The 24417-nt window shown below is 54.1% G+C and carries 19 protein-coding genes and 1 riboswitch; of the genes, 5 read left to right on the top strand and 14 right to left on the bottom strand.

From position 1 onward, the window contains the following. Positions 1-13: 13 nt before the first annotated feature. The 12 genes from ACNQ6O_RS13970 to ACNQ6O_RS13915 all read right to left on the bottom strand — a co-directional run bounded on the left by ACNQ6O_RS13970 (position 14) and on the right by ACNQ6O_RS13915 (position 16743). Positions 14-2782, bottom strand: coding sequence for a ribonucleoside-diphosphate reductase subunit alpha (locus ACNQ6O_RS13970; RefSeq protein ID WP_418053835.1), 2769 nt, complete (start codon positions 2780-2782; stop codon positions 14-16). A 173-nt stretch (positions 2783-2955) separates the two neighbouring features. Continuing rightward, positions 2956-3172, bottom strand: a riboswitch (cobalamin riboswitch). A 60-nt stretch (positions 3173-3232) separates the two neighbouring features. Then, positions 3233-3970 (bottom strand): substrate-binding periplasmic protein, encoded by a 738-nt coding sequence (locus ACNQ6O_RS13965; protein WP_418053834.1) that lies wholly within the window; start codon positions 3968-3970, stop codon positions 3233-3235. 172 nt (positions 3971-4142) lie between these two features. Next, positions 4143-5648: a sodium/proton antiporter NhaB gene (gene nhaB, locus ACNQ6O_RS13960; RefSeq protein ID WP_418053833.1), complete on the bottom strand. Its 1506-nt coding sequence runs from the start codon at positions 5646-5648 to the stop codon at positions 4143-4145. A 204-nt stretch (positions 5649-5852) separates the two neighbouring features. Continuing rightward, positions 5853-7349, bottom strand: coding sequence for a tripartite tricarboxylate transporter permease (locus ACNQ6O_RS13955; RefSeq protein WP_418053832.1), 1497 nt, complete (start codon positions 7347-7349; stop codon positions 5853-5855). 85 nt (positions 7350-7434) lie between these two features. Further along, positions 7435-7971, bottom strand: coding sequence for a tripartite tricarboxylate transporter TctB family protein (locus tag ACNQ6O_RS13950; protein WP_418053831.1), 537 nt, complete (start codon positions 7969-7971; stop codon positions 7435-7437). Between the two features lie 83 nt (positions 7972-8054). Next, positions 8055-9047, bottom strand: a complete 993-nt coding sequence (locus ACNQ6O_RS13945; RefSeq protein WP_418053830.1) for a Bug family tripartite tricarboxylate transporter substrate binding protein — start codon at positions 9045-9047, stop codon at positions 8055-8057. Between the two features lie 322 nt (positions 9048-9369). After that, positions 9370-10149, bottom strand: coding sequence for an IclR family transcriptional regulator domain-containing protein (locus ACNQ6O_RS13940; protein WP_418053829.1), 780 nt, complete (start codon positions 10147-10149; stop codon positions 9370-9372). Between the two features lie 159 nt (positions 10150-10308). Then, positions 10309-12414 (bottom strand): 3-hydroxyacyl-CoA dehydrogenase NAD-binding domain-containing protein, encoded by a 2106-nt coding sequence (locus ACNQ6O_RS13935; RefSeq protein ID WP_418053850.1) that lies wholly within the window; start codon positions 12412-12414, stop codon positions 10309-10311. Positions 12415-12492: 78 nt separating this feature from the next. Next, positions 12493-13716, bottom strand: coding sequence for a CaiB/BaiF CoA transferase family protein (locus ACNQ6O_RS13930; protein WP_418053828.1), 1224 nt, complete (start codon positions 13714-13716; stop codon positions 12493-12495). Positions 13717-13730: 14 nt separating this feature from the next. Beyond that, positions 13731-14891 carry an acyl-CoA dehydrogenase family protein gene (locus ACNQ6O_RS13925; RefSeq protein WP_418053827.1) on the bottom strand — a complete coding sequence of 387 codons (1161 nt, stop codon included), beginning with the start codon at positions 14889-14891 and terminating at the stop codon, positions 13731-13733. A 25-nt stretch (positions 14892-14916) separates the two neighbouring features. Next, a complete protein-coding gene (locus ACNQ6O_RS13920; protein ID WP_418053826.1) occupies positions 14917-16200 on the bottom strand; it encodes a hypothetical protein in 1284 nt (427 codons plus the stop codon). A gap of 105 nt (positions 16201-16305) precedes the next feature. Next, positions 16306-16743, bottom strand: a complete 438-nt coding sequence (locus ACNQ6O_RS13915; protein WP_418053825.1) for a PaaI family thioesterase — start codon at positions 16741-16743, stop codon at positions 16306-16308. Positions 16744-16887: 144 nt separating this feature from the next. On the opposite strand from ACNQ6O_RS13915, the gene ACNQ6O_RS13910 reads away from it, so the two are divergent. Both ACNQ6O_RS13910 and ACNQ6O_RS13905 read left to right on the top strand, forming a co-directional pair. Continuing rightward, complete coding sequence (locus tag ACNQ6O_RS13910; protein WP_418053824.1) at positions 16888-17886, top strand: LysR family transcriptional regulator; 999 nt, start codon at positions 16888-16890, stop codon at positions 17884-17886. 165 nt (positions 17887-18051) lie between these two features. Further along, positions 18052-19191, top strand: coding sequence for a DcaP family trimeric outer membrane transporter (locus ACNQ6O_RS13905; RefSeq protein ID WP_418053823.1), 1140 nt, complete (start codon positions 18052-18054; stop codon positions 19189-19191). A 149-nt stretch (positions 19192-19340) separates the two neighbouring features. On the opposite strand, the gene ACNQ6O_RS13900 is transcribed toward ACNQ6O_RS13905, so the two are convergent. Beyond that, complete coding sequence (locus ACNQ6O_RS13900) at positions 19341-20120, bottom strand: IclR family transcriptional regulator domain-containing protein (RefSeq protein ID WP_418053822.1); 780 nt, start codon at positions 20118-20120, stop codon at positions 19341-19343. A 196-nt stretch (positions 20121-20316) separates the two neighbouring features. Here ACNQ6O_RS13900 and ACNQ6O_RS13895 point away from each other — a divergent pair, with 196 nt between their 5' ends. From ACNQ6O_RS13895 to pcaF, 3 genes are read left to right on the top strand one after another with little or no spacing between them, the layout of a single operon-like run. Further along, positions 20317-21135: a CoA transferase subunit A gene (locus ACNQ6O_RS13895; protein ID WP_418053821.1), complete on the top strand. Its 819-nt coding sequence runs from the start codon at positions 20317-20319 to the stop codon at positions 21133-21135. Continuing rightward, positions 21132-21908: a CoA-transferase subunit beta gene (locus ACNQ6O_RS13890; protein ID WP_418053820.1), complete on the top strand. Its 777-nt coding sequence runs from the start codon at positions 21132-21134 to the stop codon at positions 21906-21908. The genes ACNQ6O_RS13895 and ACNQ6O_RS13890 overlap by 4 nt, the downstream gene beginning before the upstream one ends. Before the next feature lie 8 nt (positions 21909-21916). Beyond that, positions 21917-23119 carry a 3-oxoadipyl-CoA thiolase gene (gene pcaF, locus ACNQ6O_RS13885; protein WP_418053819.1) on the top strand — a complete coding sequence of 401 codons (1203 nt, stop codon included), beginning with the start codon at positions 21917-21919 and terminating at the stop codon, positions 23117-23119. Between the two features lie 134 nt (positions 23120-23253). On the opposite strand, the gene ACNQ6O_RS13880 is transcribed toward pcaF, so the two are convergent. Then, positions 23254-24240: a CobW family GTP-binding protein gene (locus tag ACNQ6O_RS13880; protein WP_418053818.1), complete on the bottom strand. Its 987-nt coding sequence runs from the start codon at positions 24238-24240 to the stop codon at positions 23254-23256. Positions 24241-24417 lie beyond the last annotated feature (177 nt).

Raw genomic sequence — 24417 nt, 5'->3', positions numbered from 1 at the left:
TAGTAGTAAGTGGTTACTGACATGCTTCGCAGTCGGGTTCGTCAATGCTGCACACTTGTGGCTGTGGTGCGGCAACCGGGGCGGCTTGTTCGTTCACGCCGGTGGCTCCTAGAGAGCGCAGGTAGTAGGTGGTTTTCAGGCCACGTTCCCAAGCCAACTGGTACAGCTCATCCAGCTTTTTACCGCTGGGCTCTGCCATGTACAGGTTCAGGCTCTGGGCTTGGTCCAGCCATTTCTGGCGGCGAGAAGCAGCTTCCACCAACCAACGGGCATCAATCTCAAACGCGGTGGCGTAGCGGGATTTCAGTTCGGTGGGTATGCGCTCAATTTGCTGCACGCTGCCGTCGTAGTATTTGAGGTCGTTCACCATCACGTTGTCCCACAGGCCTTCGGCCTTGAGGTCACGCACCAAGGAGGGGTTCACCACGGTGAATTCGCCGGAGAGGTTCGATTTCACGAACAGGTTTTGGTACGCCGGCTCGATGGATTGCGACACGCCCACGATGTTGGAAATGGTGGCCGTCGGCGCAATGGCCATCACGTTGCTGTTGCGCATGCCATGTTGGGCGATGAGTTCACGCACCGGAGCCCAGTCCAGTCGGCTGTCGGTGTTCACGCTGATATCGCCTTCCCGGCGGGCATTTTTCAGCAGTTCGATGGAATCGATGGGCAGTATGCCTTGGCTCCACAGCGAACCTTCGTAGGTTGCATAAGCGCCCCGCTCGGCCGCAAGCTCAGCGGATGCACGGATGGCGAAGTAGCTCAGCTGTTCCATCGCCACATCGGCGAATTCCACCGCTTGCGGGCTGGTGTACGGCAAGCCCAATGCGTAAAGCGCGTCCTGAAAGCCCATCAGGCCAAGACCCACCGGGCGATGTTTCAGGTTGGAGTTGCGCGCTTGGGGTACGGCGTAGAAGTTGATGTCGATAACGTTATCGAGCATGCGCACGGCGGTGTTTACGGTGCGCTCCAGGCGCTGCACATCCAGCTCGCCATTGCTGATGTGGGCGGCCAGGTTGACCGAGCCCAGGTTGCACACCGCAATTTCATCGGCGCTGGTGTTCAGGGTGATTTCGGTACACAGGTTGGAGCTGTGTACCACGCCCTTGTGCTGCTGCGGCGAGCGCAGGTTGCAGGGGTCTTTGAAGGTGATCCACGGGTGGCCGGTTTCAAACAACACGGTCAGCATTTTGCGCCACAGCTGCTTGGCCGGGATGGTTTTGAACAGCTCGATTTTGCCTTCCGCGGCCAGCGCTTCGTAGTGCTCATAGCGCTCGCGGAATTCGTTGCCGTACAGGTCGTGCAGGTCTGGCACGTCGCTGGGGCTGAACAGGGTCCAGTCGCGGTCTTGCCGCATTCGCTCGATCAGCAAATCCGGTACCCAGTTGGCGGTGTTCATGTCGTGGGTACGGCGGCGTTCGTCACCGGTGTTTTTACGCAGTTCCAGAAACTCTTCGATATCCAGGTGCCAGCTTTCCAGATAGGCGCACACGGCGCCTTTGCGCTTGCCGCCCTGGTTTACCGCTACGGCGGTGTCGTTCACCACTTTCAAAAACGGTACTACGCCTTGGCTCTGGCCATTGGTGCCTTTGATGCGAGAGCCCAGCGCGCGCACGGGTGTCCAGTCGTTACCTAGGCCGCCAGCCCATTTGGAAAGCATGGCGTTGTCGCGAATGGCGCCGTAGATGTCTTCAAGATCGTCGCCCACGGTGGTGAGGTAGCAAGACGACAGCTGGGAGTGGCGGGTGCCGCTGTTGAACAGTGTCGGCGTGGATGCCATGTAGTCGAATGAAGACAACAGGTTATAGAACTCGATGGCGCGGCTGTTGGGGTCGTCTTCACGCAGCGCCAGACCCATGGCCACACGCATGAAGAATACCTGTGGCAATTCCAGGCGGTCGCCTTTCCAGTGCAGGAAGTAACGGTCGTACAGGGTTTGCAGGCCGAGGAAACCAAACTGCTGGTCGCGTTCGGGCTTAATCGCGGCACCCAGCTGTTCCAGATCGAACGCGGCCATGGCTTCATCCAACAACTCGTAACGAATACCGGCGTGAATAAAGGCGCTTAGAGCCTGTGGATAAATCTCCGCAAGGTTCAGGCTGGTATCAAGGTTCAGAGCGGTCACGCTTTCCAGGCGCAGTTGTTCCAGCAGCAAACGGGCGGTCACGGCGCTGTAGTCTGGCTCGCGCTCGATACGGCCGCGGGCGGTCATGATCAGTGCGCTCAGTACTTCGGCTTCGTCGATGCCGTTGTAGAGGTTGCGAATGGCTTCTTCCACCAACGAATCGCCTTCAATACCTTCCAAGCCTTCGGAGGCCTGCTCAACCTGGCGCTTCATCAGGCCCAAATCCAGCGGTACGGTGCGGCCACTGGCTTGTTTTACGGTGAGATGAGGGTGCGCTTCCACCGGTTCGTGCTGGGCGCGCTCTCGGGCGTGTTCTTCACGGTAGAGTACGTAGGCTCTGGCTACTTTCTGTTCTTCCGCGCGCATCAGGGCCAGTTCAACTTGGTCCTGTATGTCTTCGATGTGTACCCGGCCGCCAGCTTTCAAACGACGACTGATGGCTTGAACAACCTGTTCAGTTACGCGGTGTACGGCATCGTTAATACGGGCAGACCCAGCGGCTTTGTCTCCTTCAACCGCCAAGAAGGCTTTGGTAACGGCTACGCTGATTTTAGAGGGAGTGAAGCTGACCAGATTGCCGTTGCGCTTAATAACCTGCAGGGCTTCTGTGTCGGATGGTGAGGTGGGCCGCGGTTCGGCCAGAGCTGTAGCAGACATACCGTTATCTCCTGAATACGCGTGAGTTCTATAACCTTCGCGTACGCAGGACGAACAAAGCATCAACCCGATCGGGCTGTCGCTGTGCCATGTTCGTTGCTGCTCACCTTATGGTGCCAAATGCAGGCGCCTGAGTCGCGAAGGTGCAGTCGAGCTGTTTTCTTTGTGGCGTTAGAAAACAACACGTCTCTGGCAGGTCTTCGGACTCAGGGGCATGAACCTTGTGGTTCTGCCTTGTGTGGCGACTTCCCGGCGGTTGCCAGTGTCAATATGCCACGCTCGTTCCCCAATACCGCTGCGCGTCAGTTCCGGATTCTCACCGGATTCCCGGCTACCTTTTAAACGATGTGTTTGAATTTCGCTCAAAACACAACATCTGGTAGCTAGCCAGAGACATCACAACTATATACACGAACTCAAAGAGAAACAAGATGGGGGGAGTTTCACTCTTTAAAGCGCTGGATAGCCCCGTAACAGGATAGGTTGTTCGCTGGTGTCGGCCGGAGGTACCTCGCCTCGTTCAGCCAAACGGTGATAGGCAGCATCAAACTCTGCACGAAGCACTTCCGCCCTCGATGTAGCAGCCGAGAACAACCACGCGCCTTTCCGGGTGCGGATTTCACTTTCTTGAATCAATAAATCCCGGGATTTCGTCAATTCTTCAAGAACTGGATCACGATAATCCAGCAGGTAGTCCCCTCGGCCACGTTTGAGCATATCGATGGCAGAGCGGTGATTGGGGGCATTGGTAATGCGGATGTCGTCTTGCTGCTCCAGCCATGACCGAAGACCGCCATAAGTGAAACCGTTGATCAGTATCACGACTCGATCCCGAAAGTCGTCTATGTGCGTGATCGGCGCTTGGCCTTCGCGATACCAGGCACTCAATGCAACCGAAACCAGATTGATCTCACTGTCGATCACAGCACCGTTCAAGGCGGGAACTTCGGTCAAACCCAGCGCAAAATCAATCGTGCCCTTTTTCAAATAGAGATAAGCGCGACTGACCGGAAGGTACAAAAACTCCAGCTTATAGCCAGCCTCCTTGGCCACCTTTTCGGTTATACCCACCATTACGCCTTCTGGCTCGCCGAAGGCGTTCTGGTAGGTAACCGGACGGAACTCCATGTAAGCAACACGCAGGGTGCGCGTGCCTGGATCAGTGTGCTGAATGTTTTCTGCGTGCACAGAGCTCAAAACCACACAGAGACACAGCCCGCTCAAAAACACACGAGTGAAGCGGAACCATGCTCTGGACCTGAGAAGGCTTAGGCGCATAACAACCCTCTGGAATCTCTTTAACGATAGCAAAGAGTAACAGATCGAAAGATTGTCTGTGCAACCCAATACTCAGAATGGTTTAGAAAGCATGGGTAACCATATACAACCCGACCCCGCCCATCACCAGCGTATAGGGGAAGGCCATGATCACCATCTTACCGTAGGATAAGCGCACCAGAGGTGCGATAGCCGAGGTGAGCAGGAACAGGAACGCGGCCTGGCCATTGGGTGTGGCAACACTCGGCAGGTTGGTACCGGTGTTGATCGCCACAGCCAGTGTTTGGAAGTGTTCGTAACTGATGCTGCCGCTATCCAAAGCCTGCTTCACTTCACTGATGTACACCGTGGCCACGAAGACGTTGTCGCTGATCATGGACAACACACCGTTGGCGATGAAAAACATGCCCGGCTGCTGGCTTTCGGGCAAACTCAGGACGTAATCGATAATGGGCTTGAACAGATGTTGCTCGTGGATCACCGCCACAATGGCAAAGAACACCACTAACAACGAAGTGAACGGCAGGGATTCCTGAAAGGCTTTACCGATTTTGTGTTCATCGATCACCCCGGTAAAGGAGGTAATCAGAATGATCACCAAGAGGCCGATCAGCCCCACTTCTGCAATGTGGAGCGCGAGCCCCAACACCAGAACCACAGCGGCGGCTGCCTGAACCCAAAGTGCGGCTTTATCGGAAGCCGTGCGGCTGGTGCGCTCATTTTCGGCAAACTCTTCCAGCACGCGACGTACCGGTTTCGGCAGCCGGCCGCCGTAGCCAAACCAACGCAGCTTTTCCAGCGCCCAGCAGGTGCACAAACCGGCAACCAGCACCGGCAAACTGACCGGAGCCATGTGTAAAAAGAAGCCTGCGAAGTCCCAGCCCACCACTTTAGCAATCAACAGGTTTTGAGGCTCACCCACCATGGTCGCCACGCCGCCAAGCGCGGTACCGATGGCACCGTGCATCAACAAGCTACGCAGAAAGGCACGGAAGTTTTCGAGGTCTTCCCGGTGCAGTTCGACCACTTCGGCATCGCTGTTGGCGTTGTGATCTTTCTGCTGATAGCCCTTACCGGATGCGACCTTGTGATACACCGAGTAGAAGCCTACCGCCACGCTGATGATCACCGCAGTGACGGTAAGCGCATCCAAAAACGCGGACAAAATCGCGGCGGCAACGCAGAAGAGCAATGAGAGTGCCGATTTTGAACGCACGCCCACCAGAATTTGGGTGAAGGTAACTAGCAACAGCTCCTTCATGAAGTAAATGCCCGCCACCATGAACATCAGTAGCAGAATAACCGGGAAGTTGGTGAGCACTTCGTTGTAGACCGCATCGGCGGTGGTTAGGCCAATCAACAAGGATTCCACCGCCAACAACCCGCCCGGCAGCAACGGGTAACACTTGAGCGCCATTGCCAGCGTGAAGATGAATTCACCAATCAACAACCAGCCCGCAACGCCTGGCCCGAATACGTACATCACAATTGGATTGGCGATCAAAAACAACAGGATGACTTGCTTGTACCAGGTAGGCGCGTTGCCGAGGAAGTTTCTTGTAAAGCCGGAGATCACGGTTGTGGGCATCGCGAGACTCTTCTCAGAAAAATGTGGCTGACAAGTCTAGCAAGTCTTGGACATAAAACCGTTATCTTCCTCGATATTTATGATGCGAAGGTATAGTTTGCCAATTGATCCATACCTCTAAGTTGTATGCCGGTAGCTAACCGCCGTTGGCGAACAACATTGCCATCGCCACACAGCGGAGCTACTAATTCCAATTCACACCTTTCACTGAGCAGTAAGCTCTGCACGCTCTTCTTTCCTCGCTACCCAGTAGCGATGCACTGCAAATATCAGAGACGCCACCGTAAGCATGATGAAGACCCAAGTAATCGGACCTCTGTAGAAGATCGACGGATCGCCTTTACTAATCAGGATAGTTCGCCGCAGATTATCCTCGAACATAGGCCCCAGAATAAACCCAATCAGAAAGGGCGCCGCGGCAATGCCGGTGCGATTGAACACGAAGCCCATGAGTCCGAACGCCAGCATCAGACCGATATCGAACGTATTGTTATTGACTGCGTACGCTCCGTAAATGCAAAACATCAAAACAATGGGTAACAGTATGGTTTTCGGTATGTCCGCAATCAGCGAGAAATAACGGATCGCGGCGTTCCCCACAAAAACCAGCACAAAAGAGCTAACCATGATGCCGCAAAACAAAGCGTAAACCAGAGTCAGGTTTTCCTGGAACAAGACTGGGCCCGGCGTCAGACCGTGGATCATGAAGGCTCCGAGGATAATCGCGGTGATCACGTCACCCGGAATCCCAAGTGACAACAGTGGAATCAGGGTGGCACCTGCTACACCGTTATTGCCCGCCTCGGCTGCCGCAACACCCTCCACTTCACCCTTTCCGAAATTGGCCTTGCGTGGTGATGTCCGCTTGGCTTCACTGTAAGAGATGAACGCCGCAGATGTGGCGCCCGTGCCCGGAATCGCACCGATAATGACACCGATAATGCTGCCCCGAACCACTGTTTTCAGAGAGCCCTTGAATTCTTTCCACGTCAAGGAGGCACCGGTCACAGCCGTGCGTATGTGCGGCGCCACCTTGGATGTATAAAAATCGATAACTTCAGGAATAGCGAACAGGCCGATCAGCAGTGGTATGAACGAGACCCGGTCCATCAGATTGTAGTTATCAAAGGTCAGCCGCTGAGTACCGTACACCGCATCGAGCCCAACGGTCGAAACAATGATACCGAGGCCGGCGGCGATAAGCCCTTTGACAACCGAGGTTCCGGACACCGACACGATGATGGTCAGCGAAAAACAGATCAGCCAGAAATACTCCGGAGGCCCGAAGTTGAGGGCAATCTTGGCCAGATACGCGGCGAAAAAGATCAACGCCACGTTCGAGATCATATCCGCGACCACGGATGAATACAGCGCAGTCTTCAACGCCTTTTTGGCCTGCCCCTGCTGTGCCATCGGATAACCGTCCAACAACGTGCAGGCTGCGGCCGGCGACCCCGGGGTACGGATCAGAATGGCAGTTATAGAGCCGCCGTACATTCCACCTTTATAGATGCCCACCAGCAGAAGAATGGCGGTTACCGGTTCCATCGAAAAAGTGAAGGGTAGAGCCAGCGCTACCGCCATTGTGGCGGTCAGGCCTGGAATAGCGCCTACCACGACCCCGATCAAAACGCCGGCCGCGATAGCAAGAAAGTTATCGACGCTCAGAAAGAGCGTTAAGACTTCTGAAATATTTTCCATTGTGTTTAATCCGAAACGTTCTGTCTGATACCAGACGGATGCCTTTGCTCTGCTTTGAGCCCCAGTTCATGTCGGCCGGGATACCTCAGATCTGGAAGAGCATTTCCCAAAGTGTTCCAACCGGAAGTGGAACATTCAGCACATAGATAAATAGCAGCGTCACGATCACCGGAAAGACCAAGGCCAAGGCATAAACCCCAAGCCCCCGCAGACCACTGGCGAGGAACAAAAAGGCGCTGGCCAGAATGCCGCTTCCCATGGCACCCAGTTCTTCAAAAAAAATCGCGTAAACCACCCCGGCTGCAAGCATCAAGGCTTGACGGGCCAGCGGCACACCCCGGCGGAGTTCATCGGTTTCGGTCCGCTTGGGCGGCTTCGTCATTCCGTCAATCATCAGAAGAAACGACAGGATAAAAACCAGCCATCCTGCCACCTGAGGTAGGAATCGTGGCGAGAGCAAAGGATGCTGCATGTAGGGGGGCATATTGATGTGGGTGGGAACCACATAGAACAGGAAGATTGCCGCCAAGATGCAGAAAGCCCCACCAAGCAGTGAATTAGGGTTCCACCGACCATGATGGTTGCCCATCGTCGCAACGGTATGAATCTCAGATTTTTCCATGAATGACCTCTGTATACTGATCAGCCTCAAAGAAAGAGGCGGGATGGCCCTAGGACTCAATCCCGCCTCTATAGCAGTTCCTATCAGCGTTTCAGGTTTGCCTGCTCGGAAACTTCAGACCATTTCGTCAACTCATGCTGAACAAACTGTTGGAAATCATCACCCACTTCTGTGCCAGCGACCGCACCAAACTGCGGCAGAAACTTTTGAAAACCTTCTCCTGACATCATCTTATCCAGCGCTTTCTGAAGCGTCGCCAATCCTTCTTCCGGGAACGACTTGTGAGCAATCAGACCAAACCAAGCCGACGTTTCGTAATTCTCCAGACCATAGCTTTTACCCGCCTGCTGCATCGCTGGGACACCCGGCAGGAATTCAGATTCGTTCGGTGTTGTGACCGCCAGCGCCTTGAGCTTGCCAGACTGAATATGAGGATAAACCGTCGGCATATTTTCGAAGGCAACATCCACGTCACCCGCCAGCAGGGCTGGCAAAGCTTCACCCGATCCACGGAAGGGCACGTGCACAAGGTTGGATTTGGTCAGGTTTTTAAACAGCTCACCGGACATATGAACGGAGCTACCGATACCAGGGGAGCTGAACGACAACTCCTGTTCACGGGCAGCTTCAACAAATTCGGCAACGGTGTTGTAGGGGCTGTTGCCCGGAACCACCATGACGTTCGGGATATTAATGACGTTGCGGATAAATACGAAGTCTGCGATGGGGTCGTATCTCAGGTTTGGATAAATCGCCGCGCCAATCGTGTGGCCCGGCGAGGCCATCAGCAACATGTGATCGGAATCGCGTCCACCGCGAGCTAGCTGGCCTGTGGCTACGGTAGAACCCGCTCCTGGGCGATTTTCCACCACAACCGTCGTCAATTCACGCTGCAGGAGATCCGCTACTTTACGGGAGAGTAGGTCGGTTGTGCCGCCAGCAGAGTAAGGGACCACTAGGCGAATGTTATCGTCAGGCCACTCATCTGCTTGGGCTGTGCTACCCAGAGCCACGCAAGCCGCACCCACAGCGCACAGAACTGAGCGCGTTAAACGAAGTTTCATTGCTTTGATCATTTTTATGATTGTCCTCATAAGACCCTAATATGTTCGAATATCGAACTTATGTTCGCTTATTGTTCGCGCAGGTAATTTCACACATTCAATAAAGAGGTGCAAGATATTTTTGCCACACCAGACAGCAGCATTTACGTTTCATGAAAACCGGAATTCGCCCACAGCTATATCGCGGCAACGCTTAAACGCGCCGCAATCGAAAGATTCAGACTATCTGGAGTTCGCCCTAAGCCGACGATCAGTGAGAACGGTTCGGTTTAGCTCTCTGCCCAAGGTCGAGCCAGAGAGCGGGAACTTGAAAACAAGAAAGGCCTGGGGTTGGTTACGGTAGGACTTCGGCGATTTTCCGGGCGGCATGTTGCATGATCGGGACATATTCTTCGACAATCCGATCCAGAGAAACGGTGCTGACATGACTACTCGAGTTCAGCGCAAACCGTGCCTGGCCGCGTCGATCAAGCACGGGCACAGCCAGCGCGCGCATGCCTAGCTCCAGCTCCTGATCCACGATGGCGTAGCCGTTGGTGCGGATTTTCTCCAGTTCCTGCCGGAGCTCGTCTGGGCCCTTGGTATAAGCTGTTAGTTTTTCAAAGTGGGTCTTTTGAAGTAAATCTTCCAACTCCTGATTCGCTAATGCCGACATCAGTACGCGTCCACCGGACGTTGCATACGCCGGCAACCTGGCGCCGATCTGCAGGTTAAGGGGGATCAAGCCACGCCGAGGGATTCGAGCGACGTAAACAATATCAAGGCCGTCCAGCACCAGTGCGGAGCAGGATTCACCCAACTGGTAGGTGACCTCCTCCATAAAGGGCGTGATGGTATCGGAAAAATCTAGCGACGCGAGATAGGAGTAGCCAAGTTCCAGCACCTTGGCGGTCAAACGAAACTTTTTGTCCTCCAGCGAAACATAACCTAGCTTTTGCAAGGTCAGCAAAAACCGTCGGGCCGCCGCTCGCGACAACTGGTTTTTTTCTGCAACCGCTGACAATGTCATGGAGGGCGTGTCAGTGCCAAAAGACCGAATTAGTTGAAGTCCTCGGGCAAATGTCGACATAAACTCTTTGTCGGCCTTGTTAACATCGATTTCTTTCTGACTCACCCGCAATCATCCCTCTCAACGATAACTGAAACGATCGTTCGACAAGCGATCAATTTCTGAAGATGCGGGATGATGACAGTGAAAAATCAGCTATGCAAGCTGCCCTGATCCACTGGGCTAAGGGGCGGGAGCCCGCCCCCGGGCGCGGCAACTAGGGCTTCAGTTCTTTGTTGTCGCCCAATCATCCAGGCTCTGACCATTCAGGACCAAAGTTTCAAGCAGTAATGCTGGTGCCCAGTGTGCTTCTCCGGTTTGCTTCTGGAGAGCAAGTAGGCGCTCATACACTTCTTTCAAGCCTCTACGAGCTGCGTAAAACATCGGCCCCCCCCGATATGACGGGAAGCCATAGCCACACAGATAAACCACATCGATATCACTCGGGCGCTGGGCAATGCCCTCCTCTAATATCCGGAAACCCTCGTTGACCAAAGCCAGCAAATGCCGGTCGAGAATTTCCTCATCGGTAAAGCTACGACGCACTACACCGTGCTTACGCGCCTGGGCCTCAATCACCGCCAGAACCTCCGGATCAGAAGAACGGGCTCGGGTTTCGGGGTCGTACTTATAATAGCCGGCCCCTGTTTTCTGACCGAGCCGCCCCATTTCCACGAGGGCATCGGCAATGCAGTAGCTGCGAGGGTCGCCTTTCTGGTCATCGGTGAGCGCCTGACGTGCCTTATAACCAATGTCCAAACCCGCCAGATCACCAACGGCCAGTGGCCCCATCGCCATGCCAAACCCCGTCAACGCACCGTCGATCTGCTCAGGCTCAGCACCCTCGATCATGCACAACTGTGCCTCGCGAGCGTATTGTCGAAGCATTCTGTTGCCAATAAATCCATAGCAAACGCCAGCCAGAACAGGCACCTTACTAATGCGCTTGCCCAATGCCATCGCGGTGGCGATTACATCAGCCGCCGTCTGGTCCGTTCGCACCACTTCCAACAAACGCATTACGTTTGCGGGACTAAAAAAGTGCAGGCCCACTACATCCTGTGGACGGGAGGTGAATGCAGCAATCTCGTTGATATCCAGATACGAGGTATTGCTAGCCAGGATCGCGCCCGGCTTACAGACCTCATCCAAACGGCTAAATACCTGCTTTTTGACGTCCATACTTTCGAAAACGGCTTCAATCGCCAGATCAACGGCGGCCAACGCTTGGTAGTCAGTACTGCCGTTAATCAGAGCCTGACGGGCCTCAGCCTCTTCTTGTGACAGCTTGCCCTTACTAACGGTAATGCCATAGTTTCTGGCAACCAGAGCCAGCCCCCGGTCCAGACCTTCTTGATTGAGCTCCAACAATGTCACGGGGATACCCGCGTTGGCGAACGCCATGGCAATACCGCCACCCATGGTGCCAGCGCCAATAATACCGACCCGCTTGATGGCACGAGGACTCACGGTTTTATCAAGGCCTGAAACCTTCGGAGCCTGGCGCTCAGCAAAGAAAACATGACGCAGCGCAGCGGATTGCTCAGATTGAGAGCGCTCAACAAAGCGAGAACGCTCGTAGGCTAATCCTTCGTCAAACGGCTTGGTCATTGCCGCTTCCACGCAATCCACGATACTCTGGGGAGCTTCTTGGCCTCGCTTTCGCTTTTTCAGCATATTGCGGTATGCCTCAAAGTCTTGGGAGCTGAAACTATCCGGCGGAATCTGGTCATCGCGGATACGCCGCAGGGGCGAACCATCCACGATGCAGTCTCTCGCGAAAGCAAATGCGGCCTCAGGGAGCGAACCGTCCAGAACCCGATCGATCAATCCCATAGCCAAAGCATTATCCGCACTGATTTTTTGCCCACTGGTCATCATATCCAGCGCAGGCTTAACACCGATGAGTCGGGGCACCCGCTGAGTACCACCGGCACCAGGAAGCAGACCCAATGTCACTTCTGGCAATCCAACAAAAGCTGAGGGCACGGCGCATCGATAATGACAGCTAAGGGTCAGTTCAAACCCGCCGCCCAGCGCGTTACCGTGAATTGCCGAGATCACCGGCTTGGCTGAGGACTCAATCGCCGCATTGACTTGGGGCAGTGAAGGCTCCTGTATCGGTTTTCCGAATTCGCTGATGTCGGCCCCTGCAACAAACGTCCGCCCCTCGCACAGAATGACCACGGCTTTGGAGTCGTCGTCTTGAGCTTGGGCCACGGCATCAAAAATGCCCTGGCGTACGCCATGAGACAGTGCATTAACCGGCGGGTTATTTATGGTGATTACACCCAGTTCGTCGATACGATGATAACTAACCAACATAGATATGGTTCTCCTGCGTTAAAAAAACCGTGGCCGACCTGTTAAACACGGCACGCCACGGTGGAGAAAAAAGTGCCTTCGAAGTTACAGAACGCCACCGGCGCGTAACGCCTGAAGATCATCCGCAGACTTGCCTAGTATGCGTTGAAGTACTCCATCGGTATCTTCACCCAACAAGGGAGGCGCTTTGGAATAATTCTGTTTCGTTTTAGAGAACTTGATGGGATTAGCAATCCCCGGCACCTTACCCAGCTCAGGATGTTCCAGCTCCAGCTTCATGTTCCGTGCTTTCACTTGCGGATCCTCGAAGACTTCCGCAATGTTCTGAATCGGACCACACGGGACATGAACCTTTGCCAGACGATTCATCCAATCAAGGCTGGTTCGGGTCCGGGTGTATTCGCACAATTTCCCGACCAGTTCCTGACGATGAATGACCCGCTGCGGGTTGGTAGAAAAACGCGAGTCTTCTGCGAGTTCCGGACAACCGGCAGCCTTGCACAACCGCTGAAACTGTCCGTCGTTGCCCACCGCAATAATCACCTGACCGTCCTGGGTCGGGAACGGCTGATACGGTGCTAGGTTCGGATGATATTCACCGGTACGCCCCGGCACATCGCCACTACAAAAATAGTTCAGCGCCTGATTAGCCAACCAGCTCACCTGCACATCCAGTAAGGCCATATCGATATGTTGGCCTTCGCCAGTTTTCGACCGATGGTGGATCGCAGATAGAATGGCGATTACCGCATTCATACCGGTGGTGAGATCCGCCACGGCCATACCCACGCGTTGCGGGCCGGCACCCGGCTGCCCATCCGCGGCACCGGTGATGCTCATCAGTCCAGACTGGGCCTGAATCAGGTAATCGTATCCGGCGTAGTTTGCCATCGGGCCGGTATGGCCAAAACCGGTGACAGAGCAATAGACCAACCCAGGGTTGATTGCTGATAGGTCGCTATAGCCCAGCCCTTTCTTATCCAGGCCGCCTGTTTTGAAGTTCTCCACCAGCACATCGCACTCAGCCGAGAGCTCTTTAATCAGTGCCTGCCCCTCAGGTTTACCGATGTCCACCGTTACCGAGTGCTTACCACGGTTGGCAGACAGATAGTACGCCGATTGCTTCGTCGGGTTACCCTGCTCGTCTTTCAGCCAGGGAGGCCCCCAGTGGCGGGTGTCATCGCCCAGACCAGGCCGTTCGATCTTGATGACCTCTGCTCCCAGATCAGCCAGGATCTGGGTACACCAGGGACCGGCCATTACACGTGACAAATCCAAGACACGAATACCGGATAACGGACCAGACATAACCGACTCCTCGCTCACGATGCACCATTAAGGTCGCGGATCATTTGCTTCGCAATGACCAGCTGTTGAATTTGAGAGGTGCCTTCGTAAAGGCGGAACAGGCGAACGTCGCGATAGAAACGCTCAACACAGTATTCACTGATGTAGCCTGCCCCTCCGTGAACCTGCACCGCTCGGTCAGCAACGCGACCCACCATTTCGGTGCAATAGAGTTTGCAGCTGGCCGCGTTCATCGACACCGGGGCACCCGAATCGTAAGAGCGGGCGGTTTCTTCAACCATGCATTTTCCTGCGTAGTACTCAGTCTGGCTGTCCGCCAGCATGGCCTGAACCAGCTGGAACTGAGCGATCTCCGTTCCGAACTGTTTACGCTGAGTGGCGTAAGCCAGGCTCTCATCGATCAGGCGCTTGGCAGTTCCAACACTCAGAGCACTAATGTGCAATCGGCCCCTGTCCAGAACCTTCATTGCCGTTTTAAAGCCCTGACCTTCCTTACCGCCTATCACCGCGTCTGCCGGAACCCGAACGTTGTCGAAAATGACATCACAGGTATGCGCGCCCTTCTGGCCCATTTTCTTGTCCGGCTTGCCGAGTGAAATCCCTGGCAAGTTCGCGTCTACCAAGAAAGCTGAAACGCCTCGGCCACCTTCCTCTTTAGTGCCTGTTCGGGCCATCACCGTAAAGACGCCTGCCCTCGGAGCGTTCGTTATGTAGCGCTTGCTGCCGTTTATAACGTAGCTGTCTCCGTCACGACGCGCCGTGGTCATCACAGACCCCGCATCGGAACCGGCATCGGCCTCGGTCAGCGCGAAAGAGCCGATCAGCTCACCACTGGCCAGCTTTGGCAGATATTCGGCTTTTTGTTCCTCCGTACCATCAATAATGATGCCCTGCGAGCCTATACCTACGTTGGTTCCAAACATGGAACGAAAAACTGGGGAGGTGTAGCCCATTTCCTGAATGATGGCGACTTCCTCTGACATGCTAAGGCCAAGGCCACCAAACTCTTCCGGAATAGACAGGCCAAAGAGTCCCATCTCCTTCATTTCGTCAATAACTTCTTCTGGGATTCTGTCTTCTTCAGCCACCTGCATTTCCAGCGGCACAAGGCGATCGCGTACATACCTACGAACGCTATCAACAAATTGGTTCAGGGTTTCTTGATCAAGTGCCATCAGGGCCTCCACAGTTCTTAAATGCTTACGAAGTCTGTCCCAGTATGGGAGCAGCAAGGATGAGGACCGCGCAAAGACCGCCACTCAACCCCAAAAAGAGAAATGAATACTTAAGGTTCCAGGCATAGGCAGCTCTACGCGCGCGATACCCTGTGAACCGTTCCAGGAGCAGGGCATTCGCCGAGAACGGGGTGCCCGCAATGGTGATACCCCATCCAGTTACCATGCCTAGACCCAGTGCAACCACACTGGCTTCCGGCCAGATCGGTCCCATCACGCCACCAATCACGGTGGCAGTTACAATCGGATTGACCGCCACCATACCCCCCAGGTAAAACACCCAAGGGATACAGAACGCCGCCAACGAATACGCCCAGTCTGAAAGCGCAAAGTCATCGCCCAGTGAATTCAACGCCGTGACGGCCAACGCTCCCCCTAGAAACGAAGCTCCTCCCATAATGGCGAGCTCATTGACCACATTCGACAGGGTGGGCAGGCGGGCAGAACCAGTGGAGAAGCGCCGGACCAGCAGACACAAGGCCGCTACGGTTAAACAGCTGATAGTCACAGCCTGTGAATATCTCAGGCCGGCCCAGGTATTAAGCGCAAACGCTTCCAATGACACCAACAACGCGAGGCCAATGAATCGGGCCCAGGATCCAAGAGCCTCAGCCGCTTCTTCTGAATCCGGCTCAATCATCTCGATACCGTCTTCGCCCGAAGTTTCCTTCTCACGGAACCAGACGCCAATCATCAGATAGGTCACCGCAAACGGTATACTCCAAGCCAACAACCTCCAGCTTGCCAATCCAGGCAACAATGTAACGGTCATAACCACCGCTACAGACAATGGCGATCCCATCGGCGAGGCCCCGAATCCACGAATCACGGCTCGCGCCGCGTTCCGGGAGGCCGCGTCGTCACCCGATAGCTGTACCCGGGCACCAATCATCGAGGCGACTAAGCCAACGGAACCGAAGTTCAGAGGGATAGCCAAAATACCGGTCCCAAAGCTCAGTCCCATATACCGACTGGAAGACTGACCTTTAAACAAACTGCGGGAAATAACGTCCAAATCTTTAGATGTGCCAAGAACGCCGGATAACACCATGACCGACAGAATAAGCCCGACGATCCCGGCCATACTCTGCATTGCACTGCCCAAGACCGTCGGATCAAAAACCAGCGCCAAAACGGTGACGATCAGAATTAACGCCGCGATGGTTCGGGCAACCGGGCGCAGCAAACCCCAGCCGAGAAAAATAGCGGTGCAGGCCAGAATCACGGTGATGGCTGTACTGCCAGGCAAGAAAACGGAGGCTCCGAAAAACAGAGCTAGGTAGGCAATCCCTGAACGAAACTGCGAAAGGGTGAACGTAGCCCCCATACGATTGTCCGGCTCTGAGTGCATATCTCAGTTAGCCGCCACGCCATCTTCGTGCTCGCCGCCCAGAATGTAACGGAACGAACCTTGGGCAGTGGCAACCAGAATTCCGTTACACGTCACTTGTGCCTCGGCGAAAAAAATCTTCCGGCCACGACTCATCTGACGGGCTTCAACAACCATGACGCCATCCTGAACCGAGTTCATGAACTGAGTATTCAGTGAAATCGTTCCGCAACGGCGAATGTTACCAGGCACCCGACAGTATGTGCCGGCCAACCCTGCAGCACTATCTAGAAGTGAGCTCAACGCCCCTCCATGGACTGATCCATTGCGATTAAGATGAATGTCAGTCACCGGAGCGGAAATAACCGCTCGACCCAACTCCCACTCCACCAATGAAAAACCGAGAGCCGCTCGAAAGCCGCTTAACCCTTCATTTTCTGCGTCTAGGTTCTGGTTATCCATCGTGTCATCTCGCCGATCTTTTTAGGAATGCCGGCACGATAACACTGCGAATAAAATGCCACTATTATATACTTTATATATCTCCCATTTAATTAATGTATATCTTGGTGACCCCTACCCTCCCCGAGCCGCAAGGAAACCGCCATGGCCTTCCAGCTAAAAATTGATCTCCGGCAACTGAATACTTTCCTGACCATTGCCAACACCGGCAGCTTCAGTAGAGCCTCCGAAAAACTGTTTACAGCGCAGCCCGCCTTAAGCCGACAAATCCGGCTGATGGAGGAAGCTCTGAATGTGGAAGTGTTTGTTCGGCACGGTCGGGGCGTCATTCTGACACCCGCGGGTGAGCTGCTCTACGATAAAGCGCTCACCATTTTCCAGGATCTGGAGCGGACTCAGGCATCCGTGTCAGCCATTGCCGGTGAAGTCACCGGACAAGTGGTTCTCGGCATTTTACCGACAGCCGCGCACACGTTTTCCGGAGGGATCATCGAAGAATTCCGTCGTAATTATCCACAGGTTAACCTCGCCGTAAAATCAGCGATGAGTGGCACCTTGCAGCAACTGGTGGCACAACATCGCGTTGACTTGGCAATTACATATAACGACGGCAAACAAAAACACCTGAACTACACCCCACTCATCGACGAGCGCTTTTACCTAATCGCTCCCCCCAAAAGCAAGGTAGCGCAACGTCAGGATATATCACTGAGTGAAGTCCTAGAGCTTCCTTTGGTAATGCCGGAAGAAAAGCACGGGCTTCGGGAGCTTATGGAACGGGAAGCCATGCGCCAGCAACAAAAACTTGAGCTGGCAATTGAGGTCAACGCTTGGCCACTGATGACCGATCTGGTACGACGCGGTCTCGGATACACGGTTCTTTCTTATGCCTCAGTTCACGAAATGGTCGGCCGCGCCGAGGTGGTGGCCATTCCAATTGTTACTCCGGAGTTGTACAGGTCGCTCGCTATTGTGACGCCGAAAGACCTGCCGCCCTCCCTTGCCACCCTGAAGCTGGCAGAAACCGTGCGACATCAAGCTACCCAACAGATCGAACAAGGCATCTGGAAAGGTCGAGCTCTGCTTGCCATAAACCAGCAGGATAATGTGGCTGTTCACAACAACGAGAATCCCAGCCGCTAACAAAGGCTCCATTTATATAATTAATATATACACATTATCTAAATTAGATAATGGTGCGAACTCTATAACACTGATAGCTTGCTGCCGGCTTTAACAACGGCGCCTGAGTCCCTAGGGTCCGGCGCTCTAAAAACAGAAAAAATAACACTTTGAAAGGCAGCAACGATGACAAAAAACAAACTATCTCTGTCAGTAAAACTTTTTTCAGGCGCATTGCTTCTTGGCACGGCGAACGTCGCCAGCGCCTTCGAAATCCAGACCGACGACGCCAATGTAAACATCTACGGCTACGCCCGTCTTAATGCCTCCTACGATATCAATGAAGACATCAGCAAAAGCACAGGTACTCGTTCAGGCGATTTCAGCCAAGTAAATACCGGATCGGCGGAAGACGGCGAGGCGAACGGCTATTTTGGCGCAGATGCAGTTCAGTCCCGCCTTGGTGTAACCACCACGTTGAACAACGGTGTGAAAATTAATGTGGAAGGCGATTTCCGAGGCGGCACCAGCGGTGGCCAGTTGCGTCTGAGACATGCGTATGGCCAATACAAAAACTGGATAGTAGGCCGCACTTGGTCAAACTATAACAGTTTTGTAGGCAACACCTCCGTACTAGAAATGGACGGCGTTGCGGGCAATGCTGGTCTCTATAACCGTACAGCTCAGGTTCGTTACACCACTGGAGGCTTGTCTCTGGCCGTAGAGGATCCGAAATCCAAGATTCAGGGCCAGCAATCCAAAACCGGCTTCCCAACACTGACAGCACGTTATGAGAGCAAGAGTGGCCGTCTGAGTTATTCCACCTCAGCGTTGTTGCAGGAAGTTGGTTACGACACCGGCAGCGAAGACGACTCCGCCATTGGTTTTGCAGTGTTTACAGCAGCCAAATTTCAGGTGACAGACACGGTCACGATCCAGGGTAATGTGAATTACACCGATGGAGCTAACGGCTATCTCTGGCGTTCAGGCACAAACTACTACGGCGAAGATGCCTACCTGAATGGTGATCGTGTTGAAACCATTGTTGGCTATAGCGCCAATCTGGGCACCACGATCAAGGTCGGGCCGGGAAGCCTTAGCGCTGTCTACGGCATGACTACGATGGATTGGGACGATGCAGTTGACGATGGCCTTGACGTCAACGACAAACACGAACGTAACAGCAATGCCTTCCTGACATATAAATGGAGTCCGGTAAAATCCGTCACGCTCGGTGTTGAATATGGCCGCTACGAAGTGAAGAAGGTCAGTGGCGAAGAAGGCGACGCAAACCGCTTGATGTTCGCCGCCCAATACAATTTCTAGCCCCCTCAGCCTCTTAAATCGAGGGCTTTGCCTGGACAGGCTATTTTACTCTGTCCAGGCTTTTTTCAAAGCACTGATCATAAGCGAGGCGCCATCGTCTCTTACGCTCAAAGACCTTTTGCCCCCGATCCCGGAACTCCGGCTAGGCATTACCGTGTGGCCAGCTGAACAGATTGTGCTGCTTCCTGTAACCGTGGCAGATAAACGGTCATCAATGTCTCCATATCTACCCGAGCGGCATTGGTGCTGATATTGATCGCGCCAAGAAGCTCCCCGCTACCCGCAAATACCGGCACTGCAACGGAACGGAGACCTGAATCCAGTTCCTCGTCGACGATAGCATAGCCTTGCTCACCCGCTTTATCGATGGCGGTACCCAGCGCCGCTTTGTCAATAATAGATGACTCCGTGAAACGCTCTAGCTGGACCCGGTCTAGAAAAGCAAGCCGTTCCGATTCCGGCAACTGCGCCAACAAAACCCGCCCCATTGACGTGTAGGCGGCTGGCAGTCGCGTACCCACCGACAGGGTAATCGCCATCAAACGGTGCCGCGCTGCAGATCGCACCACGTAGACCACGTCGTTTCCGTCAAGCACGGCCAGAGAAGAGGATTCTCCAAGCTCTGCTGTGATGTCCTCTAAGTACTGCTGGATAACCGTCCGGTACTGATTCGATGCCTGATAGGCATAACCCAACTGTAAAACCCGAGGGGTGAGTTCGAACTGACGACCATTGCGCTTTACAAACCCAAGCGCATGCAGGGTTAATAAAAATCGTCGCGCCTTTGCCCTGTCCATGTTTGTTCGTGCGGCCACCTCTGTCAGGGTCATACGTGGGTACTCCGAGTCGAAAGCCTGAAGTACCTCCAGCCCTGAAGCCAGTGCTCCTACGAAATCCCTATCCCCGGGCTTAAGAATCTGCTCGTCCATTGCCGCTCCTTAAATGGCTTTCGGTGTAAATATCGACTCATGATACCAGATAGTTCGCAATGCGAACATCTGTTGATATTTTCCGATTCGCTGCATTTTACCCTTGACGATGAAAACCAAATCGCGACATTATGTTCGTAATAAAAACTTATGTTCGCAATACGAATGACCACTATAATGCACTGGAGACACTGCAATGGCTGAATTTCTTTCCCTCCGGGAAGCCGTGAGTCGTTATATTCACGACGGCGACGCGGTCTGCCTGGAAGGGTTCACGCACCTGATTCCGTTCGCGGCCGGCCACGAGATCATCCGTCAGGAAAAACGTGAGCTGACCCTCATCCGCATGACCCCAGACCTGATTTATGATCAGATGATCGGTGCAGGCTGTGCAAAAAAACTGATTTTCTCGTGGGGCGGCAATCCCGGTGTAGGCTCGCTGCATCGTATGCGGGATGCCGTGGAAAGAAACTGGCCCAATAAGTTAGAAATTTTTGAACACAGCCACGCTGCCATGGCGTGCGCCTACGAAGCAGGTGCCGCTGGCCTGCCATTCGCAGTTTTACGTGGTTACGTCGGCAGCGACCTGCCAAAAGTAAATGCCCAGATAAAATTCATCGATTGTCCGTTCACTGATGAACGCCTAGCCGCTGTGCCATCTGTTCGCCCAGACGTTGCCGTCATTCACGCCCAGCGCGCTGACCGAAACGGTAACGTGTTGATAGAGGGCATTGTTGGTATTCAAAAAGAAGTCGTTCTGGCAGCCAAGCGCAGCATCGTAACAGTCGAGGAAATCGTCGATGACCTTGGTGCGTCCGTTAACGCATGTGTACTGCCTGCCTGGGCAATAACCGCCATCGCTGAGGCGCCTAAAGGCGCAAGCCCGTCCTATGCATTGGGTTACTACGACAGAGACAACGCCTTCTACAAAAGTTGGGATGGCATCGCCCGTGATCGTGAAACCTTCCTGACCTGGCTTCAACACAATGTCTTCGAGAAAGGAACTGCATTATGAACCTTGAGTTTACCTCCTCGGAAATGATGAGCGTCACTGCAGCCCGAGCATTGACCAATGATATGACGTGCTTCGTCGGTATTGGTCTTCCTAGCGAAGCGGCCAACCTAGCCCGCCTGACCCATGCGCCCGATATCACTCTGATCTATGAATCCGGAACACTGCAAACGAAGCCCGACGTGCTCCCCCTATCCATTGGTGACGGCGAGTTGTGCGAATCGGCTCTGACCACGGTCGCTGTTCCCGAAATGTTTCGTTATTGGCTACAGGGTGGGCACATCAGCGTCGGCTTCTTGGGTACCGCCCAGATCGACCGCTACGCCAACCTAAATACCACCTTGATCGGCGACTATCGAGAACCAAAAATACGTCTCCCCGGTGGCGGAGGCGCTCCAGAAATTGCAACCAACGCGAAAGAAGTCTTCATTACGATGAAACACTCCAAACGCTCGTTCGTAAAAGACGTTGATTTTGTCACTACATTGGGTTTCGGACGAGACGGTAAAGCCCGGGAAAATGTGCCCAATATCGGGCGTGGCCCCACGATCGTCATCACCGACTTGTGCATTCTTAAGCCGGATCCAGAAACCAAAGAGTTGGTGGTCACGTCCCTGCATCCAAACGTGACTCGGGAACAGGTGATCGAGGCCACGGGCTGGGAGATCCAATTTGCGGATCAGCTAGAAACCACCCCCGAACCGACAACCAAAGAACTAAGCGTCCTGCGTGATCTAAAGGCACGTACGAACGCCCACCATGCCAGCCAATTGTGAGGTTTACTATGACTGACGTCTTTCTCTGCCATCCGCGCCGTTCGGCCATCGGCCGCTTTGGCGGCACCCTCGCCAGTGTTCGCCCAGACGACCTTGCGGCCCATATCTTTAAGGCCGTGTTGCAGGAGGCCCCCGAGCTGAACCCAGGCGCTATTGACGAAGTGATGATGGGCTGCGCCAACCAAGCCGGTGAAGATAATCGTAACGTGGCGCGCATGTCAGCTCTGCTAGCGGGCATGCCCAGCTCCGTGCCGGGCACCACCCTCAATCGATTATGCGGCTCCGGCATGGACGCCGTAGGCACAGCTTTCCGTGCCATTCGTGCAGGGGAAATGGAATTGGTTTTGGCTGGTGGCGTGGAATCCATGTCTCGCGCCCCTTATGTGATGGGCAAAGCGAGTTCTGCCTTTTCCCGCGGCCAGATGATCGAAGACACCACTATAGGCTGGCGCTTCGTGAACCCACTGATGAAAAAGCAGTACGGCACCGACTCCATGCCGGAGACCGCAGAGAATGTTGCCGAAAAATTTGGAATATCGCGGGAAGATCAAGACCAGTTCGCTTTCCGGTCTCAGCAGAAAACAGCTCGAGCACAAAGCTTAGGGGTGTTCGCAGAAGAAATTGTGCCAATATCCATTCCGCGCCGTAAACAAGACCCGCTCATATTCAACACCGATGAGCATCCGCGCGAAAGTTCATTGGAAAAACTCGCCGCCCTGCCAACGCCCTTTCGTGAAAACGGTAGCGTCACCGCGGGCAACGCTTCAGGCGTTAACGACGGCGCCGCTGCCATGTTAGTGGCTAGCCAAGAAGCCGTGAATAAACATGGTCTCAAGCCCATGGCTAAGATCTTGGGTATGGCCACCGCGGGTGTAGAACCAAGCATTATGGGTATCGGGCCTGTGCCCGCCGTTAGAAAACTGTTGGAGAAACAGGGGATCAGCATCGATGAAATCGACGTAATCGAACTGAACGAAGCGTTCGCCGCTCAGGGTCTGGCCGTTCTACGTGAGTTGGGCGTCGCCGACGATGACCCAAGGGTTAACCCCAACGGCGGCGCGATAGCACTTGGGCACCCACTGGGCATGTCCGGCGCTCGTTTGCTGATGACCGCAGCCCACCAACTGCAGCGCACCAGTGGCCGCTACGCACTTTGCACGATGTGTGTGGGCGTGGGCCAGGGTATTGCCACACTGATCGAAAGGGTCTAACCAAAAATCCTCTCCGTCATTTCGAGCAGTCGGTCGCATATACTGCGACCGACTGCTCGTCAAAGGCGGCTACCCGGCCAAGTTGAGCATGGGCAACCATCTGAAGTTTATTTCCATAGCTCTGGTCGATTGGGTTAAGAAATAAAGCAAGCAGCGCGAAGCTGATAATCCAAATCATCGGGTTTCAGCGTGTGGCTGATAATTTCAAGCCGTGATTCGTCAGCGGGTTCTGTTTCCAATAGCGTTAATGTGCCTTGCACGGCATTCAACATCCACCATCCATCGGTTGTGTGCACCACCCCTTTAAAGCGCTCAAATTCCTCAGTATTGGCCAGACTTTCCAGCGCGATCGGATCAAACACGGTGTCTTTATGGATGCGCCAGCCCATACTGGAATAGCCATCGCCCATATTGAAATACGACTGCCATGGCTCATCAGTTAGTGACGGCTTTTCGGCCTTTGGTTTGCCATGGTGATGGTGGTGACTTTCAGGATACTGTGGGGGAAGTCGATCAGAATCCCCCGATAACCATGCTAGGGGGAGCTGCCCTCCACTGATCTGTCCAATGCGCCGCTTTGCTGGCTGCCAATCACTCGCCCAAGCGTCGAACCGGGCTAACTGTTCGGGTGTGCATAGATCAGCCTTGCTCGCGACTAACAGCTCCGCTACAGCCACTTGGTCATGGAACTGCCGGCTGGTAAGCACACGCTCGTCTTCCAGCCGGCGCGGATCCACTAGGCAAACGGATGTCGAAAGGTGCAAAACATCGGTGTAAAACTCGCCGGTCAGGGTCTCGATCACCTGTGCCGGATGGCCCAATCCTGTTGGTTCGATAAACAACCGGTCTGGGCGTGAAAAACTGATCAGGCTGTTGAGTCCGATCTGCATGGGCAACCCTGAGACGCAGCACATGCAGCCGCCAGGCACCTCTTTCACTGCCACACCTCGATGAGACAGAAATGCACCATCGATACCCACCTCTCCGAACTCGTTGACCAACACCGCCCAGTTCTCTCCTTCCGGCTTCTGCTTCAACAGGTTGAGGATTGCCGTGGTCTTGCCAGCGCCGAGAAATCCAAGCACTAAGTGAGTGGGAATACGTGTCGGGGCGTCTGTCATGGGTTCGTCGTTCCCTGTTTGAAATCAATGTATGTGGATGAATACAGGGCAACTACTTTCAACACGCCACCCAATACTATGACGTTATAACATAACAATTATGTCATACGAAAATACAAGCTTATATCTTTTACCATTTACCTAGAGCGTTACGGCCGTTAGCCGGCCGTAACTGAA

The organism is Marinobacter sp. SBS5, from assembly GCF_048285575.1.
Classification (GTDB): Bacteria; Pseudomonadota; Gammaproteobacteria; order Pseudomonadales; family Oleiphilaceae; genus Marinobacter.
Note: the sequence above shows the minus strand (reverse complement) of the source record. Positions and strands in the feature narration are given on the sequence as shown.